The 17,911-nt window shown below is 71.7% G+C and carries 11 protein-coding genes; 9 read left to right on the top strand and 2 right to left on the bottom strand.

The window, feature by feature from the left end; all coding sequences use genetic code 11:
* Window positions 1–1,462 precede the first annotated feature (1,462 nt).
* From Pla163_RS13895 to Pla163_RS13885, 3 genes are all read left to right on the top strand, one after another.
* Window positions 1,463–2,461, top strand: a complete 999-nt coding sequence (locus Pla163_RS13895) for a DHH family phosphoesterase (protein WP_145189582.1) — start codon at window positions 1,463–1,465, stop codon at window positions 2,459–2,461.
* Between the two features lie 22 nt (window positions 2,462–2,483).
* On the top strand, window positions 2,484–3,245 hold the full coding sequence (locus Pla163_RS13890) for a metallophosphoesterase family protein (protein WP_145189579.1): 762 nt from the start codon (window positions 2,484–2,486) through the stop codon (window positions 3,243–3,245).
* Window positions 3,246–3,319: 74 nt separating this feature from the next.
* On the top strand, window positions 3,320–4,372 hold the full coding sequence (locus Pla163_RS13885; protein ID WP_145189576.1) for a hypothetical protein: 1,053 nt from the start codon (window positions 3,320–3,322) through the stop codon (window positions 4,370–4,372).
* A gap of 69 nt (window positions 4,373–4,441) precedes the next feature.
* Here the strand turns inward: Pla163_RS13885 and Pla163_RS13880 are convergent, their stop codons facing one another.
* The gene (locus tag Pla163_RS13880; protein WP_145189573.1) at window positions 4,442–5,386 is read right to left on the bottom strand and encodes a proline dehydrogenase family protein; all 945 of its coding nucleotides are present in this window, start codon (window positions 5,384–5,386) and stop codon (window positions 4,442–4,444) included.
* Between the two features lie 101 nt (window positions 5,387–5,487).
* Between Pla163_RS13880 and cutA the strand changes: the two genes are divergently transcribed.
* Window positions 5,488–5,823: a divalent-cation tolerance protein CutA gene (gene cutA / locus Pla163_RS13875; RefSeq protein ID WP_145189570.1), complete on the top strand. Its 336-nt coding sequence runs from the start codon at window positions 5,488–5,490 to the stop codon at window positions 5,821–5,823.
* A 198-nt stretch (window positions 5,824–6,021) separates the two neighbouring features.
* Here cutA and Pla163_RS13870 read toward each other — a convergent pair whose 3' ends face one another.
* Window positions 6,022–8,103 carry a glycosyltransferase family 39 protein gene (locus Pla163_RS13870; RefSeq protein WP_145189567.1) on the bottom strand — a complete coding sequence of 694 codons (2,082 nt, stop codon included), beginning with the start codon at window positions 8,101–8,103 and terminating at the stop codon, window positions 6,022–6,024.
* 158 nt (window positions 8,104–8,261) lie between these two features.
* Between Pla163_RS13870 and Pla163_RS13865 the strand changes: the two genes are divergently transcribed.
* The 5 genes from Pla163_RS13865 to Pla163_RS13845 all read left to right on the top strand — a co-directional run bounded on the left by Pla163_RS13865 (window position 8,262) and on the right by Pla163_RS13845 (window position 17,894).
* The gene (locus Pla163_RS13865) at window positions 8,262–11,246 is read left to right on the top strand and encodes a pentapeptide repeat-containing protein (protein WP_145189564.1); all 2,985 of its coding nucleotides are present in this window, start codon (window positions 8,262–8,264) and stop codon (window positions 11,244–11,246) included.
* A gap of 24 nt (window positions 11,247–11,270) precedes the next feature.
* The gene (locus tag Pla163_RS13860; protein WP_145189561.1) at window positions 11,271–12,977 is read left to right on the top strand and encodes a hypothetical protein; all 1,707 of its coding nucleotides are present in this window, start codon (window positions 11,271–11,273) and stop codon (window positions 12,975–12,977) included.
* Between the two features lie 127 nt (window positions 12,978–13,104).
* The gene (locus Pla163_RS13855) at window positions 13,105–13,902 is read left to right on the top strand and encodes a hypothetical protein (RefSeq protein ID WP_145189558.1); all 798 of its coding nucleotides are present in this window, start codon (window positions 13,105–13,107) and stop codon (window positions 13,900–13,902) included.
* Between the two features lie 432 nt (window positions 13,903–14,334).
* A complete protein-coding gene (locus Pla163_RS13850) occupies window positions 14,335–16,044 on the top strand; it encodes a TolC family protein (RefSeq protein ID WP_419185947.1) in 1,710 nt (569 codons plus the stop codon).
* Window positions 16,045–16,088: 44 nt separating this feature from the next.
* A complete protein-coding gene (locus tag Pla163_RS13845) occupies window positions 16,089–17,894 on the top strand; it encodes an efflux RND transporter periplasmic adaptor subunit (protein ID WP_145189552.1) in 1,806 nt (601 codons plus the stop codon).
* The last annotated feature ends 17 nt before the right edge of the window (window positions 17,895–17,911 follow it).

Genomic DNA, 17,911 nt, shown 5'->3' with positions numbered 1-17,911 from the left:
CGCCGCCTGCGCCGCCTACGGTGCGTTCGTCGTTCGCGCCGCGCTCGCCGTTCGATTCGTCGGCGTCGCATGAGCTACGTGCGCCGCGAACCTGTCCACCTCGCGCGTGGTGATGCACGTCGTGCATGGCGTGCACCATCGACCTCGGAGTGCGCCGCGACCGCGACTTGCGCCGCGTCCGACGCTTGCGCCGAGTGCGAACGTGCGAATCGTGCGACTCCTGTGCCTCGTGCACCGCCGACGCTCGCGTGCGCCGCGTCCACCACGTGCGTCGCTCGCGCCGCTCTCGGTGCGTGCGTTGTTTGCGCTTCCCACAGTGCATTCGTCACTCACGCCGCGTCCGATGCGTGCGCCGAGGGCGAGTCGTGCGACTCCTGCGCCTCGTGCACCGCCGACGCTCGCATGCGCCGCGTCCACCACGTGCGCCGCTCGCGCCGTTCTCGGTGCGTGCGTCGTTCGCGCTGCCCCCAGTGCATTCGTCACTCACGCCGCGTCCGATGCGTGCGCCGAGGGCGAGTCGTGCGACTCCTGCGCCTCGTGCACCGCCGACGCTCGCATGCGCCGCGTCCACCACGTGCGCCGCTCGCGCCGCCCACGGTGCATTCGTTGCTCACGCCGCGTCCGATGCGTGCGCCGAGGGCGATTCGTGCGACTCCTGCGCCTCGTGCACCGCCGACACTCGCGTGCGCCGCGTCCACCACGTGCGCCGCTCGCGCCGTTCTCGGTGCGTGCGTCGTTCGCGCTGCCCCCAGTGCATTCGTCACTCACGCCGCGTCCGATGCGTGCGCCGAGGGCGAGTCGTGCGACTCCTGCGCCTCGTGCACCGCCGACGCTCGCATGCGCCGCGTCCACCACGTGCGCCGCTCGCGCCGCCCACGGTGCATTCGTTGCTCACGCCGCGTCCGATGCGTGCGCCGAGGGCGATTCGTGCGACTCCTGCGCCTCGTGCACCGCCGACGCTCGCGTGCGCCGAGTCCGCCACGTGCGCCGCCTACGGTGCGTTCGTCGTTCGCGCCGCGCTCGCCGTTCGAGTCGTCGGCGTCGCATGAGCCACGTGCGCCGCGAACCTGTCCACCTCGCGCGCGGTGATGTATGTCGTGCGAGGCGTGCACCATCGACCTCGGCGTGCGCCGCGCTCGTCGCTCGCGCCGCGTCCGCCCGGTGCGCTGCCGACGTCGTGCATGCCGTGAACGTCTTCCATGCCACGGAGGCCGGCGGCGCTCCGCACTCGGGTAGGAGTCCCGGCACCGCGCTGGGTGCGTGAAGCCCGGGCCGTCGTCGCCCACCGCATCGGGTGCGCGCGACGCCAGGTCCGCGCGTCGCGGCACGCTGCCTGGGTCGAGCGCGCTACGAAGTCCACCTCGTCGGTCCTGCCAGCCGTACTCGCTCCGTTCGCCTCCGAGCGCGTGGACTCCACGGCGCACACCGACGGTCGAGCGATGGCCTGGTACAGTCGCGCGCCATGTGGACCCCGCCCGCACTCGACGCACGCCAACAGGAAGCGGTCGCCCTGATCGGCGCGGCCCGACGCCCCCTGTTCGTCGGACACGAACGACCCGATGCGGATGTGCTCGGGTCCCAGGCCGCGTTGGCGGACGGCCTCTCGCGCCGCGGCGCCGAGCCTGTGATCTGCAACCCGGACGCCCCCGAGAGCGGCTTCTCCTTCGCCGCGCCCGCCTGTGGGTTCGGCTGGGACAAGGGGCGCCGCCTGCCGCAGCACGACTTGATCGTCTTCTGCGACCTGTCGGAGGTCGGGCGCACCGCCGGACTCGCCGAGCGCCTGTTGGCCTCGCCCGCGAAGAAGGTCGTCGTCGATCACCACCGCTTGCCGGACGACCCGTTCTGGGACGCGCTCTTCTGGGACGTCGAGGCGGCAGCGACCGGAGTCCTGGCGGCGCGGATCCTGCACGCGCTCGACGTGCATCTGGACGCCGAGATCGCGCGCGGCGTGCTGCTCGCGCTGGTCAGTGACACGGGCTTCTTCCGCTTCGACAACACGAACGCCGAAGCGCTCGAACTGGCGGCCGAGTGCGCGCGCCTGGGCGTGCGTACGGCGGACATCTTCCGCGAGCTGAAGCAGGGCCGAGAGGCGCGCTTCCCCGCGGCGCTCGGAGCGCTGCTGACGCGGACCGAGTACCTCGACGAAGGGCGCGTGGCGCTGATCGTCGAGGAGCGGGAGCTCGGTCTCGGCGGGCTCGTGGGCGTCGGTGATCTGGCGCTCGACGTCCTGCGTTCGGTGGGGGAGGTGGACGTCGCGTTGCACCTGCGCGAGCTCGAGGACGGCCGCTGCAAGCTCTCGGCGCGCTCCAAGGAGCCGGCCGAGGTCCACGGGTTGGCGTCGGGACTCGGAGGAGGTGGCCACAGCCGGGCTGCCGGCGCCACACTATCGGGACCCCTGCCCGCAGCCCGCGAGCGACTCCTGCGCGAACTCGACGCCGTCGACGTTCGGCCCCGGTCCTAGGGCTCCGCGACACCCAACCTTCATGAGAATCGCCGTCATCTCGGACCTGCACGCCAACCGCGAGGCTCTCGAAGCCACGTGGAAGGACCTCGGTCGACGCGAGTACGACCGCCTCGTGTGCACGGGCGACATCGTCGGCTACGGACCCGACCCCGCGTTCTGCGTCGACTTCGTGCGCGAACACTGCGAGTGGAGCCTGATGGGCAACCACGACGACGCGCTGTTCTCCGGGGCATCGGACTTCAACCCCTACGCGCGGGGCGCGGTCGACGAGCACCGGCGCGCGCTCGAGCCACGCTGGTACACGGGTTCGGCGCGCCGCGAACGTTGGGAGTACCTGCGCGAGCTGCCGCTCACCAAGACGGTCGACCGCTACCTGTTCTGCCACGGATCGCCGCGCGATCCCGTGCGCGAGTACGTGATCTCGACCGACGGTCTGCTCAACCGCGACAAGCTGGCCGACATCTTCGAGCTCTTCGACGAGGTCGCGGTCGCCGGCCACACGCACCAGCCCGGCATCCACGACGAGTCGTTCAGCTGGCACAGCGTGGGGGGGCGCGAGACGTACACGGTCGATCTCCCACCGGGTTCGAAGGCGTTCGTCAACGCGGGCTCGGTCGGCCAGCCGCGCGACGGTGATCCGCGTGCGTGCTACTGCATCCTCGAGCCGGACAAGGTCACCTGGTACCGCGTCGAGTACGACGTGCGCCGCACGCAGGAGAAGATCCTGCAGAACCCGCGCCTCGACGACTTCCTCGCTCGGCGCCTCTCGGTCGGCAAGTAGTACTGTCCTCGCTGATTGGTAACGAATTTCGCGCGGAGCCGACACCGATCGCGCTCCAAGGGGGTCCTTCCTCCATGCGATACCCGTTTCAGCTCCAACTGCGCGACAAGGACTTCGTGCCCCCGCGCTGCCCGCGTGAAGAGTGCCCGGCCCATCAACTCGGTACACCGTTCCCGTGGACCTATCGCGGAACCTTCTACCGCAAGGTCGACGGCCTCGACGTCCAGCGCTTCCAGTGCTTGACCTGTCGGCGCTCGTTCTCGACGCAGACGTTCCGCACGGACTATCGACTGCGGCGTCCCGAGACGGTCCTGCCCAACTTCGTCGCCGCGAACTCGAAGACGACGCTGCGCAAGATGGGCCGCAACTACGAGCTCAGCCGCTCCCACGTCGCCCGCCGTCAGAAGCTCCTGGCGACGCACGCGCGCCGCTTCCACGAGCACCGGCTCCAGCTGGCCCGGGCGCGCGGCGGCCTCGGTTCACGCTTTCAGTTCGACGAGCTCGAGAGCTACGAACAGCATCGCAAGCTCAAGCCGCTGACCGGCTGCGTCGCGATCGAGGTCGAGACCGGCTTCATCGTGCACACCGACGTCGAGACACTGCCGGCGCGCAAGCCGCTCAAGAAGGGCGAAGCGGCGATTCTGAAGCGGATCGAGGCCGTCGAGGGGGTGCGGCGCTCGGGCTCGCGACAGGCCGTGCAGCGCACCGTCGAGGCCCTCGGTCGCTTCGCCCGCGCTGGCGAGGTAAAGGTGACGACCGACAAGAAGAGCAGCTACTGCACTGCGCTCGAGCGGGAATTCGGCGACCGGCTGAAGCACACGCGCATCGACGGAAGGCGTGAACGCGGCAACAGGAACCCGCTCTTCCCGATCAACCACACGCTCGCTCGACTGCGCGATCTGGTGTCGCGGCTCGTGCGCCAGACCTGGGCGGCGGCGAAGAAGCGCGAGCGACTGGCCGATCACATCGCGATCACGACCGGCTTTCGCAACTACGTCGACGGGTGGCGGTCGGAGCCGGCCGAGCGGCAAAGGGTGAGCGCAGCACAGGTGCTCGGACTCGCGACGCGCAGGTACACGCCGCAGGAGTACCTGTACTGGTTGGACCCGCTGTGTCTCGCGGCCTGAGGGGCTAGGGGGAGGGTGGGGAGCCCATCGGTCGGTGCCCTGTACCAATGAGCGAGGACAGTACTCGTACTAGTCGGCAAGCTGGGCGTCATCGACCGGCTCGAACTTCTTCGAGGTAGGCATGCCGAAGATGTCGCGCGTCACGTGCCAGAAGATCTGCGGGTTCTTGCGCAGGCGGCGCTGGCTGTAGGCGCGCCAATCCGGGCCGTAGGGCACGTACACGCGCACCGGGTGTCCTGCCGACTTCCAGTGTTCCCACAGCGGCTCGCGTACGCCCAACAGCACCTGGAACTCGTAGCGACTCGTGTCGAGCGAGCGCTCCTGGATCTCGCGCAGGCACCGTTCGGCGAGCGCGTCGTCGTGCGTCGCGAGCGCGGCGAAGGCGCCGCGATCGAGCAGCCGCCGCGTGCACTCGACGTAGGCGTCGCGGATGGCGTCGGCGTCGGTGTGCGCGATCTTCTCGGGCTCGAGGTAGATGCCCTTCACGATGCGCACGTTGACGGCCTTCTCCGGCAGCGCGGCGATGTCGTCGAGCGATCGAAACAGGCGCGCCTGCAAGACGATGCCGACGTGGTCGAAGCGTTCGCACAGGCGGGCGAACACGCGCAGGGTGGCGTCGGTGGTCGGATGGTCCTCCATCTCGACGCGCATGAACTGGCCGTGGGGCTCGATCGCTTCGGCGACCTGGGTGTAGAGCTCGAGGGCGAGTTCCTCCGACAGGAGCAGCCCGAGGTGCGTGGGCTTGATCGAGATGTAGGCCGCGAGTCCCGCCGCGCGCAAGGCCGCCGCACCCGCCACATAGTCGGCAGCCACCTGGCGTGCCTCGGCCTCCGAGTCGACGCCTTCGCCCAAGAGGTCGAGGACTCCCGGGTAGCCGTTCCGTGCCAGCTCACCGAGACGCGTCACGGCTTCGGTCAGGTGCTCGCCAGCGATGTAGCGTGCCGATAGACGCCGCATGACCGGAGTCGGAACGAGAGGCAGCGTGGCGATCGCCATCCGGTCGAGGAGTCCCATGCGGGGATTCTAGTCGCGGTCCCGCGGCGCGCGAGCGCCGGACCTGCAGCGCGGCGCAGCGGCGCAGGTCGGAGCCGGCGTCCGGTCACTACAGTGGGGCGATGGAACGCACGGAAGAGCCGCGAATCGTGTTGTGCACCGCGCCCGATGCACCGGTCGCTCGACGCTTGGCGGACGGACTGGTCGAGCGACGGCTCGCGGCCTGCGTGAACCTCGTGCCGGGGATCACGAGCGTCTACCGCTGGGACGGCGCGATCCAGGCGGACGAAGAGATCCTCCTCGTGATCAAGACCGTCGCTGGCCGCGTGCCGCAGATCGAGGCCTACCTTGCGGACGAGCACCCCTACGACTGCCCCGAGTGTGTCGCGCTCGAGGTCTCGAAGGTGGAAGCAGCCTACCTGGCCTGGCTGCGGCGGTCGGTCGCGGACGGCACCTGAGGAGTACTGGCCTCGTTCATTGGTGGAGGCTCGGAGCGGCTCCAGGAGGCTCTGGGGGCGACTCCAGACGGCATCCGGCTCGTCGCCCCCCTCCGATCCGAGTGCGCGCCCCGGACGATCGGGGGCACTCCGTTGCCGATCGCGGCCGGCGGGGCCGAGGAAGCCGAAGTCCGTCACCAACGAGCGAGACCAGTACCGTCAGGAGGACGCGCGTGCCATCAGGTCGGCGAGCCGAGGGTCGTCGCCGTGGACCGGCGCCAGCCAGTCGAGGACCTGGCGCAGCCGCAATGCTGCGGTGTCGTCGGTGTCGCGCCGTGCAAGGAGGTGCTCGGCCAGCACGAGCCCGAGCTCCAACGCTCCGTAGTCGTCCGGGGCGTGAGCGCGCAGCCACGTGTCGAGCACCTCGCGCCCGCGCGCCGCATCGCGCACGGCACCGTCGATCGCGTCGAAGCGCAGGAGCGCCAGTCGACGTCGTGCGGGCGGGTAGTCGACGCCCGTGGCCAGCGCGCGCTCCAGCAGTTCGGCGGCCGAGCGTTCGTCGCCCTCCTGCCACTCGAGGCGCGCGAGCTCGTCCAGCGCCTTGGCGTCGCCGGGGGTGATCTCGAGCGCGCGCTCGAGCCACGCGCGGCGTCGTTCGCGGGTCGTCAGGTCGATCGACGCCAGGGCGTCCGGACGCGGACGCTGTTGGCGGCGGACCGCGTCGACGAGGGCCACGCCGCGCCGTTCCCAGGCCAGCGCCGTGTCGACGCAGGCGTTCGACCGCAGCGCGTCGGGGTAGGAGCCTTCGGTGGGGGCATAGCTCGCCGCGAGGATGGCGAGGGCGGCGATCCAGGCCACGGGCCCGGGGCGCGCCGCGACGGGGCGGTTCGCTGTCGAACCGTCAGCACCGTCCGCAGCATCCGCCGTCCCGCGCCGCAGCCAGAGCGCTTCGACGCCTGCGGCCGCGAAGGGGACGAGTGCCGGGTACCACGGCAGTCGGAAGCGCGAGTAGGTGAAGTAGGCCAGTGCCGCGACCTGTGCCGCGACGATCCACCCCACGAGTGCCCAGCGGTAGCGTACGCCGCGCCCGCGGGAGAGCACGGCGAGCGCGAGCACGACTCCGAACGGCAGCGGCATGAGCCACAGGCTCGGCGCGCTCTCGCGCACGACGCTCGGAACCACTTGGATCCCGTACTCGGTCGACGAGAGGTTCGCGGCCAGCTTGCGCAGCCACAGTCCTGCTGCTGCGCCGGGTTCGTTCGCGATCCAGTCGAGCCCGCGCCCGAACCAGTGGTCCGACACGGCGCCCGCGTCGAGCGTCGACTCGGGCACGTCGAGTGCCTGCGCGGCCCCGCTGCGGGCCACGTCGCGCTGGCGGAAGATGTCGCCCCACTCGATGCCGGGCGCGGTGAAGGTCCCGCGCGCGCGCTCGTTGTTGCCGAACCAGAAGTTCACGCCACCGTTGGCGGAGACGAGCACGGCCTCGTCCGAACGGGCGAGGTTCGCCGCGAGTCCGGCGCCGAGCGGGGCGAGCGCTCCCAGTGCCGCCAGTGCGAGGGCGGCGAGGCGCGGCGTGTTCGATGCAGCGGCATTCGAAGCGCTCGTCTCCGAGGCGCCGTGCCCGTTGGTCCGCGCGCGGCGCAGGTCGAACCAGCCGCCGATCGCCAGCCCCAGCGGACCGAGCAGCAGGTTCGGGCGTGCGAGGCAGGCGAGTCCGAAGCAGAGGCCGGCGACGAGAGCGGTCCACGGCGCGCGCGCACCGCGCTCGAGGCGTTCGAGCGTGAGGACGGTGCACAGCAGTCCGCCGAGCACGAGGGGGAGGGCCGCGTTCACCGCCAGCAACCGGTTCTCGAACAGCACGAGCGGTGCGTACAGGACCCACAGCCAGGCGGCGACGTGCGCAGCCCGCGCCGACACGAGGCGTCGGGCGAGCGCGACGAAGCACAGCGTGCTCGCCAGTCCGACGAGCGCCTGCACGAACAGCGTCGCGGCGATCGCGCCGCCCGTGATCGTGTACAGACCGCCGAGCAGCCACGGGTACAGCGGCGGCATCCAGAACGGCTGTCCCGCTTCCCAGATCTCGCCGCTCTCGAGCGTGTGCGCCCAGGCGTCGTAGTAGGCCGCGTCGGACACGAGTTGGCGCGTCGACGGGTCGGCGAGGAAGAGGTGCAGGCCGACGACGACGCGCACGAGCACGGCGAACACGATCGCCGCGCGCGGCCACGGCGTGCGGCCCGAACGGTCCTCGGGCGCACCGTTCGCTGTCCCGTTCGGCGGTTCGGTCGGCGCTTCGGACCCCACGTGGGGAAGGTAGCACGCATCGACCGTGGCTCGCGCACGGGCAGTTCGGCCGGGTCTTGAAGGACGGCGGGGAGCGAGAAGGCATGTGGAAGCGCTCGCAGAGTGCAGGGCGCGGGGCGTTCCGCGCGAGCGATGGACTGCTACCGTGCGTGCGAACGATGAGCGACGTCCGTCAACAGCGCGCCGCGCGCCCGCGCACCGTGACCGGTGGCCGCGTCCTGTTCGCGTTGGCTCTGCTCGCGGCAGGGGCCCACGTGGCGGGCGACCTCTCCGCGCCGCTCCGGGCGATCGCGACCGTCGTGGGGGCGCTCACGGTGCTGACGTGGTGCCTCGGTCCGGTGACGGTCCTGCTCGCGCGCCGCGTGGGCGAGCGGGTCGCGGCGCCGGACGCTCCACCGGCGCAGTCCGCGCCGGCAGCGCTCGCGCTGTCGGAGGCGCCGACCGCGTCGAGTGCCGTGGCGGCTCCCGTCGCGCCGAACGCGCCCGGCGCCGCGGTCGCTCCCGATGCGCCGCAGTCTTCGGGCGAGGTCGCAGCGCTCGATCCCGGCCGAATCGGTCCGCGGGTCTGCGCCGCGAACGTGGCCACCGCCGTGGTGCTCGGGCCGCCGCTCTTCGTGGTGGTGGTCGTGATCCTGCGAGCGTCGGGGCTCGAACTCCATCACGCGTTGGCGTCGGCGTTCGTGCTGTGCGGCGCGGGCCATCTGGCGCTCGGCCACGGTGCGCGCGCGGTGGGGCCGCTCGGCGCCGGACGCGCGCGCGACGCCGCAGGCTCGGTGCCGAACGGGTCGCCGCGGAGCGAGTCGGAGCGCAGCGACGCGACACGCGCCGACGCGGCGCGGAGCGATTCGCGCCGCACCGCTGCGGCGCGGAGCGGGGCCGTCGAACTCGATGACGCGCAACTCGATGACGCGCATCGCGAAGCCTTCGCTCACGAAGCTGCGCCTCGCGGCGATGGGCAACAGGGCGACCCGCCTCTCGATGCTGTGCCTCTCGAATCCGCCGAGCTCGAGAACGCGCCACTTGGCGACGCGGCTCCTCGTGCCGTGCGTCTCGAAGTCGCTGGCCTCGATGACGCGCCGCTCGAGTCCGGGCGCATCGAATCCGCCGAGCTCGAGAACGCGCCACTTGGCGACGCGGCTCCTCGTGCCGTGCGTCTCGAAGTCGCTGGCCTCGATGACGCGCCGCTCGAGTCCGGGCGCATCGAATCCGCCGAGCTCGGGAACGCGCCACTTGGCGACGCGGCTCCTCGTGCCGTGCGTCTCGAAGTCGCTGGCCTCGATGACGCGCCGCTCGAGTCCGGGCGCATCGAATCCGCCGAGCTCGAGAACGCGCCATTTGGCGACGCGCCACTTGGTGCCGCGAATCTCGAAGCCGTCGACCTCGAGTCCGCGCAGCCCGAAACCCCACGCGAAGAGCGCCCATCGGCCCGGTCGAGCGCGGCGTCGATCGATGGTCGCTGGGCGCCGTGGACGGCGTTCGCGGTGGCGCTCGTGCTCGCGGGACTGGCCGCGGCACCGTGGCTCGGTGCGGGTCCGTCCTCCACGGGCGCGCTCGACCCGGACCTCGCCGAGCGCTTCCTCCTCGCGGCCGCGTCGACCACCGAGCTCGCTTTCGACGACCCGCAGCTCGCGAACGCAGCGCCGCTCGCCAGTCGCGCGCGCGCGCATCTCGACGGCGTGCTCGGCGCGGCGCTCCACCTGGGGCCTTTCGCCGCCGCCGGGTTCCAGACCCTGTGGAGCGTCCTCGCGCTCGGACTCGCGGGTGCGTCGTTCGTGGCGCGGCGCCGTCCGCGAGCGCGCGCCGCCCTCGCGACCGCGCCGCTCGTCGCCGTGTTCGGAGCGGTCGCTGCCGGCGCCGTCGCGTCACAGGTCGCCGATCCATTCCTGCGCGCGGCGAGCGACCACACGTTCGCGGCGGTCCTCGCCCTCGTCGTCACCGGACTCGTGGCCTGGCGCGAGAGCGCGGCGGGCGATCCCGTGCAGCGGGGTTGGCTCGGTCTGTCCGCGGTCACGTTCGCGACGGCCTTCGTGCTCGACCCCTGGATCGGTGCGGTGGCCCTCGCGACAGCAGCGGTGGCGAGCGCGCGCGGGCCGCACGCCGTCGATCGACTGCTCGCGCTCGTGCTCGCGGCCATTCCCGCGCTCGCGCTCCCGCTCGTCGGCTGGCCGGAACCGACCACGGCTCCGGGGGGCTTCGTGGCGATCGGACCGATCCTCGTCCTGGCCGTCGCCGCGACCGCTCTCGTGCGCGCACCGCAGCGATCCGCGGCGGAGCGCGCCGCCTCGCACGCGCCGTCCGCGGGCGACGACCTGCGGCTCGCCGCCGCGACCCTCGCCATCGGGAGCCTCGCCGCCAGTTGGGCCGGTGGGGGGGCGGCGCTCGCAGCGCTCCTGGCCAGCGGTTCGGTCGCCGCGCTCACCATCGTCGGCGCCTGGCCGCGGGCCCAGTGGATCCTGGTCGCCCTCTGCGCGGTCGCGGCCTTCGGTCCGGCGCGCGACGCCCTCGCGGCGGCCCGCGCCACGACGGTGCTCGAGGACGCGGGGCCCGTTCGACTCGGCGTTCGTCTCGACGCGCCCGACGTGGTGCGAGCGGCCTGGGAGGGCGAACCGGGACCCGACGTCTACGACCCGCACTGGAGGGAGCCGCTCGACAGCCAGACGCAGGACGCCGCCGACTGGGCCGCGCTGTGGACCACGTTGCAACGCGACGTCGCCCTGCGAGCCCTCGATCCGGTCCTGCTCGTCGATCCCCGCGCCCCGGGTCCGCGCTACGCCGGCGGCGCGGAGGTGTCGGCAGCGCGCGGCGTGCCGCACGAGGGCGCCCTGCTCGCCAATCTCGATCTGTTCGTCGTCTCCAACACGGAACTGCGCGATCTTCCCAGCGACGTGCCCACGGCCGCCCAACGCCTCGAGACCGTTGCCGAACTGCTCGGCGACGACGGTGTGATCGCGGGAGTCCACCGACGGCGGCTCGAAGCGCTGGCGCGTCCATTCGTCGTCCCGGTCGGCCCCCAGCAGCGCGAGCGCGTTCGCGGCCTCGACCTGCGCCTGGTCCAGTTCGGCTGCGTCGAGCTCGTTCGGCACGGCGCGGTGTCGCTGTACGGCTGGCCGGCCGCGTCGTTCGACGCACTCGCATCGGACTGACCTCGCGCTCGCTACTCTGGCGCCATGGCACTGCGTCCGAAGTCCCTCGAGCACGGCGACCGCTTGGTCGCGCGATCGGTCTTCTGGCTGTTGATCGCCTTCTACACGCTGACCTTCTCCGGCGCGCCCGGCGACCTCGACCGCCACGGCGAGCTCTCCTTCCAAGCGACGCGCGCGTTCACACTGGGCGACGGACTGCGCATCACCGACGAGACGCCGGAGGGGGCGACGCTCCTCTCCGAAGGTGAACTCGTCCGTCCGGTGGAGGGCGGCGGCATCGCCCAGGTCGAACCGCTCGTCGCGATCAGCGGGGTGCCCTTCTACCTGGTCGGTGCGCAGCTCGCGCGGCTGATGCCCGGCATCGAGGAGAGCAACCGCACCACGGCGCCCGGCTTCGGCGGAGCGCGCAGCGAGTACTGGAGCCACCTGGTCACCGGTTGGCGCGGCCCGCTGTTCGCGAGCCTCGCGGTCTGGTTCGTGTGTCTCTCCTGCCTGCGGCTCGGAGTGCGGCGGCCGACGGCCTGGGTCGCGTCGATGGTGCTCGGCACGACCACGTGTCTGTGGCCGGCGTCGACCTCCTGGACCTCGAGCGCGCTGGCGGCGTTCTGCGTCGCCGCGACCCTGCACGCGCTGTTGCTCGTGCGTTCGCGCTTCTACCGTCTGCGTGCGCCGGGCCCGTGGCACTGGTTGGGACTCGGACTGGCGCTCGGTGCTTCGTGCGCGATCGAGCCGACGTTCGTTCCCGTCGGAGCGGTGTTCGCCATCAGCGCGGTGCGCATGAGCGTTCGCGGTCGCAAGCGGCTCTGGTCGATGCCGCTGCTCAAGGGTGAAGCGGGTGCGCGACGTTCGGTCGTCGACCTGGCCTGGTTGCTGCTGCCGATCGTCGCGCTCGGGGCACTGTGGGTGTGGGGCGTGCGCGAGCGCGCGGGCGAATGGTCGTCGGGCGCGGCCCTCGGTGCGCTCGGACTCGGCGGTTCGAGCGGCGCCTTCACGTCCGAGTTCGTCGGCCTCCTCGCGTCGCCGGGCAAGGGCCTCGTGTGGCTCGCGCCCTGGATGCTGTTCGCCGTGCTCGGTCTGCCGCGCCTCGCCCAGGAGCCCCGACTCCTGACGTTCTGTGGCGTCGCGCCGGTCCTGTGCCTCGCGAGCGTCGCCTACAGCGGCATGTGGAGCACGTCGGCCACGTTCGAACCGCTGGGTGCGCTCCCGGCGCTCGTTCTGTGCTGGCCCGCGGTCGCCTACGGGGTCGAGGCGGCGGCGCGCTCGAACGCACTGCGCTGGACGGCGGGAGCGCTCGCGGCGCTCGGACTGTTCGCGAACGCCGGCGGCATGCTCGTCTCGCGCGGCGCCTGGGAGGCGGTCACGGTCGCTGCGCAGAGCGACCTGTATCCGGACGGCCCGGTCGCGGGCACCAGCGCGTTCGACCGCCGCCTGGCCTGGGACTGGCACACGGCGGCGCCCTGGGTGGGGTGGCGGATGGTGCGCCACCGCACGGCCGCTGCGCAGGTGGGCTTCGCGCCGGAGATGTTCCCGTCGGACGAGGTGCTCCTGTTCGAGAGCGACTCGGTCTACGAAGTGCGCGCGTCGCGCGATCGCGGCTTCCGACGCTTCGCCTGGATCGATCTCGAGCAACGGCTCGACGGGCGCATGTGGCCGCTCCTGCTCCTGGCTCTCGCCGCCCTGGGGGTGGGCGGTGTCTGCGCCGCCTCGGGCCTCGATCCGACGAGCCCCTGAAGGCGACGCGCCCGCGATCGACGCGCCGATCCTCGGGCCTGGCACGCCGCGGGGGTACTCGAGCCCAGCGGGGCGGGGCTCGCGCCCAGCGCTCAAGCTCCGGCTCTCGCGCGTCGATCCACAGCGGGTGAATCCACTGCGCGCACGCCGGACCGTCCTCGTCCCGATCGCCATCGCTCTCGCCCTCGTGGGCCAGCGCGTCGTCGACTCGGGCGCGCGTTCCGACGACGCCGCGCCGATCCCGTCGCTCGAGGACCTGCTCCTGACCGCACCGGTCGCGGACGCTGCGGGCCCCGCCGAGGTGGACGTGTCCGCCCTGCGCGCGGGAGCTCGGAAGGGCGAGGCGAGCGGGTGCCTCCTGCGGCTCGTGTGCGTTCGCCACGCCGACGGCGCTTCGACCCTGCACCTCGAGACCGACCTGCCGGGCTTCGCCTGCCAGGTGCACTTGGTCGAGAGCCGCACTGCGGACGGGCGGCGCCAGCTGATCCACCGCGAGCGGACCGGCGACCACGTGCGCAGCGTCCGCATCGACGTGGACACGGCCGGCCGGGCCGAGCTCGTCGTCCACGGCGAGGGCGAGACCCTGCGGCGGGCCATCGACCTGCCGGCGGGTGTCCAGGGACCGCTGGAGCGGCTCGAAGCCGAACGGACCGGAACGGCGCGCACGGGCGCGGTCTGGATCCTCGATCCCTCGTCGGGGTCGGTCCGTGGGCTCGTGGCCGAGCGCCGCGTGCTGTGGACCGGACTCGGGCTCGGGCCCGCGCTCGACCTGTGGACCCTCGCCGATCGCTCGGGCGCCGTCGAGACCGTCACGGTCCTCTGCGGCGACGCCCTGGTGGCACGGCGACCCGCGCCCGGACGCCAGCTGGTGTTCGCTCTCGATCCCGAGCGCTTCGAACGGCTGCTCGAACCGACCGCTCCCTGAGCGCGTCGCCCCTCGGGGCACTGCGAGTGGGCTCGAGCGTGGGGCACTCGGGTGCGCCTCGGGACCGTCGGTGGGGGAGAACGCGAGCCGCGATCGAGAGCGGGGATCGACGAAGCGACCGGCCGCATCGGTCGAGGATCCCGTTCCAGGCCGCGGCCATGGCGGCCCGACTCGTAATGGTCGAGAGGACCTGGCGCAGTAGCATCCTTCCCCCGGACCCGTGCGAACTCCCCTGCACCGGTCGAACCCGCCCCATCCGTGCCCACGATTCCCCGCTCCCCTCGGGGTCGGCAGCGATCCGTTGCTGCCCGGCTCTTCTCGTCGCCCGTTCCGTCGTCCCTCGATCCGTCCGTTCGCGGGCGGGGAGCGACCCGGCACGCTCGGACGGTCGTCGCCCGTCGCGCCGGGACCGGAGCCGTCCTCCTCACCCTCGTGGCCCTCTCGAGCTGCCGCAGCCCGGAGGAGTACGTGGCCGAGGCGGACGCCGACGTCTACGCCCTGGTCGCGGCCCGTCGCGCCGCCCTGGTCGCCGATCCGGACGCCTTCTCGATCGCGCCTCCCGAGGACAGCCTGCGCCAGCGGATCCTGGTCGGCATCGAGAGCGGCGCGGCCGTCGAGCTGCCGCCACTGCGTCTGTCGGACTGCCTCGCGATCGCCTACGAGAACAACCGCGACGCGGCCGAGCGGCGCGAGAGCCTGTACCGCGCGGCCCTGGATCTGACGCTCGAACGCTGGCGCTTCGGTTGGCAACCCAGCGCGACGGCGAGCGGCGATCTCAACGGGTCGCTCGAGGAATCGACCAGTTGGTCGGCGGACGCCGATCTCGGACTGACGCGCCTGCTCGGTTCGGGCGCGCGCGTCGTCGCGGGCATCGGTCTCGGGCTGTTCGAGAACCTGCTCACGAACGACGGCGTGATGACCAACTCGTCGTTCAACCTGTCGGTCGCGCAACCGCTGCTGCGCGGCTTCGGTTCGAAGATCGTGACCGAGCCCTTGACCCAGGCCGAGCGCACGCTCCTGTACGAAGTGCGGTCCTACGAGCGCTTCCGTCGCACCTTCGCGTTCGACGTGGCCTCGCGCTACCTGCGACTGCTGCAGCAGGTCGACGGCCTGGCGAACGAACTCGCGAACGCCGAGAGCGTCAAGCGCGTCAGCGAGCGGAACAAGGCCCTGGCCGAGGCCGGACGTCTGAACGACATCGAGCTCGACCAGGCGCGTCAGAACGAGCTCAGCGCGACGAGTCGCGTCATCGACGCCCAGCAGGGGCTCGACTCGCAGCTCGACGACTTCAAGTTCTTCCTCGGACTGCCGATCGAGTTCGACCTCCAGCTCGACGTGGACGAACTCGGCGAGTTGGTCGCGAACGAGCTCGAGGACCTCGACTTCGACGAGGAAGAAGCGATCGCCATCGCTCTGCTCGGGCGCTACGACCACCTGAACGCGATCGACCGCGTCGACGACGCCGAACGCCGTGCGGACATCGCGCGCGACGGCCTGCGCGCCGGACTCGGACTCGTCGGATCGATCGGCGGCACGAGCCAGGACGACCAGCCGCTCGACTACGGCAGCGACGCGATCACCTGGAACCTGGGCCTCGACCTCGATCTGCCCGTCGACCAGATTCCCGAGCGCAACGCCTATCGCAGCGCGCTGATCACCCTCGAGGCCACCCGGCGCGCGGCGGGCGAGTTCGCGGACAACATCACCGTCGGCGTGCGCGACGCGCTGCGCGATCTCATCAGCCGTTCGGAGACGTTCCGGATCCAGGATCGCTCGGTCCAACTGGCCGAGCGGCGCGTCGAGAGTTCGTCGCGCAACCTCGAGGCCGGTCGCGCCCAGACGCGTGACCTGCTCGAGTCCCAGGACTCGCTGCTCTCCGCCCGCAACGCGCGCACGCGCGCTCTGATCGACTTCCGCCTCGCGGAGCTCGCCCTGTGGCGCGACCTCGAGGTTCTGGCGGTGGAGGAGGACGGCGTCGGCGTCGACACCGATGCCCTCTTCGCCGCGCGCGAAGCGGTGCGCCAGTCGATCGCTGCTGCCGACGAGGCGGACGTGCCCCTGCGCGCACCCCAGCGCGCCACACCCGCCGACACCGAGGCGCCCTCCGAACAGCCGCCGGCTGTCGGACCGAGCGGCCGCTGACCGAACGACTGCGCGACCCCGTCGCGCACGAACGAGACCGAGACATGAATCGAACCCTGCTCCTGATCCTGATCGCTGCTGCCGTCGCCGTCGGCGGTTGGATCGTCGTCGCCGAACCCTTCGGCGGAGGCTCCGACGCCTCGCTGAAGGGCGTTCAGGCGCGCCGCGGCCCCCTCGACATCACGGTGCTCGAGACCGGCAATCTCAAGGCGGCCAAGTCGGTCTCGCTGCGCTCCGAGATCGAAGGGCGCACGACGATCCTGTACCTGATCGAAGAGGGCACGCAGGTCGAACCGGGCACGCTCCTGTGCCGTCTCGACACCGCGAACCTCGTCGACGACAGCGTCAACCAGGAGATCGCGGTGCGCAACGCCGAGAGCGCCATGGTCAAGGCCGAGCAGGCGCTCCAGATCCAGGGCAGTCAGAACCAGAGCGACATCGCCGCGGCCGAGCGCCGCCTCGAGTTCGCGATCAAGGACCTCGAGAAGTACCGCGAGGGCGACTGGCCGCAGCAGCTCAAGCAGGCCGGTGACGACATCCTTCTCGCGGAGGAGGAGCTGAAGCGCGCCGAGGACAAGCTGACCTGGTCCCAGACGCTGTTCGACGACGGATTCCTGACGCGGACCGAACTCGAGGCCGACCAACTCGCCGCGCAGCGCAACACGATCCGACTCGAACAGTCCAAGCGCGCGAAGGAGCTGCTCGAGCAGTACGACTACCCGCGGCAGATCCGCAGCCTCGAGGCCGACGTCGACGAGTTCGGCCGCGAGCTCGAGCGCGTCAAGCTGCAGGCGGCCGCACGTCTGGTCGACTTCCAGACCGACCTCGACAGCAAGGTCCGCAAGCTCGAGCTCGAGAACGAGAAGTTCGACAAGATCATCCAGCAGCTCGACAAGACCGAGATCCGCGCGCCCGTCAGCGGCATGGTCGTCTACTACAAGGAGCGCAGTCGGTGGGGCAACGGCGATCCGATCTCCGAGGGCATGGAGGTTCGCGAGCGCCAGGAGTTGATCACGATCCCGTCGTCCGACGGAATGGTCGTCGAGGCCTCGGTGCACGAGTCCGTGCTCGAGCAGGTCAACGTCGGACAAGAGGTGCGCATCACCGTCGACGCCCTGCCCGAGCGGGAGTTCCGCGGCCGCGTGACCACGAAAGGTGTGTTGCCCGACCAGAACAGCTGGTGGGCCAACCCCGACCTGCGCGTCTACCGCACCGAGATCGCGGTCCTCGACCCCGATCCGGCCATGCGTCCGGGCATGACGTGCGCGATTCGCGTGCAGGTCGCGCACCTGCCCGACGTCGTGCACATTCCCGTGCAGGCGCGCTTCTTCCGCGGCGAGCAGGCCGTGGTGTTCATCTCGAACGACGGCGAGATCGAGGTGCGCGAGGTCGAGCTGGGTCTGTTCAACGAGTCGTGGATCGAAGTGGTGTCGGGCCTCGAGGAGGGCGAAGAGGTCCTGCTCTCCGCGCCCCCCGGCTTCGACTTCGCCGACGTGCCGCCGATGTCTCCGCAGCTCGGCTCCCAGGAGCCCACCGCGGAAGGGATGGGAGGCGCGCCGAACCCCGGTGGTGGTGCGCCGGCCTACGGCGATGGAGCCAAGGGTGGCGGTCGACCGCAGGGAGCGGGCCGCGAAGGAGCGGGGGCGAACGGCGCTGGCCGTCCCGCCGGCAAGGGCTCGCGAGGGCCCGGTGGTGCCGGCGGTACCGAGTCCTCCTCCGCTACGGGGCAGCCCCTTGGCGCGAACGCTTCGAAGGTGGAGGAGACCGCGGCCGCAAACGCCGCGCCCGTCGGCGCGGAAGCCGTCGGAGCCGAGACGACGCCCGCCGCGAGCGAGGTTCCCGGACAGTGAGTCGAGTCGATCGAGGA

Origin of the sequence: Rohdeia mirabilis (genome assembly GCA_007750655.1) — a bacterium.
Lineage (GTDB): Bacteria > Planctomycetota > UBA1135 > UBA1135.
This window is presented reverse-complemented; position numbering and strand designations above follow the sequence as displayed.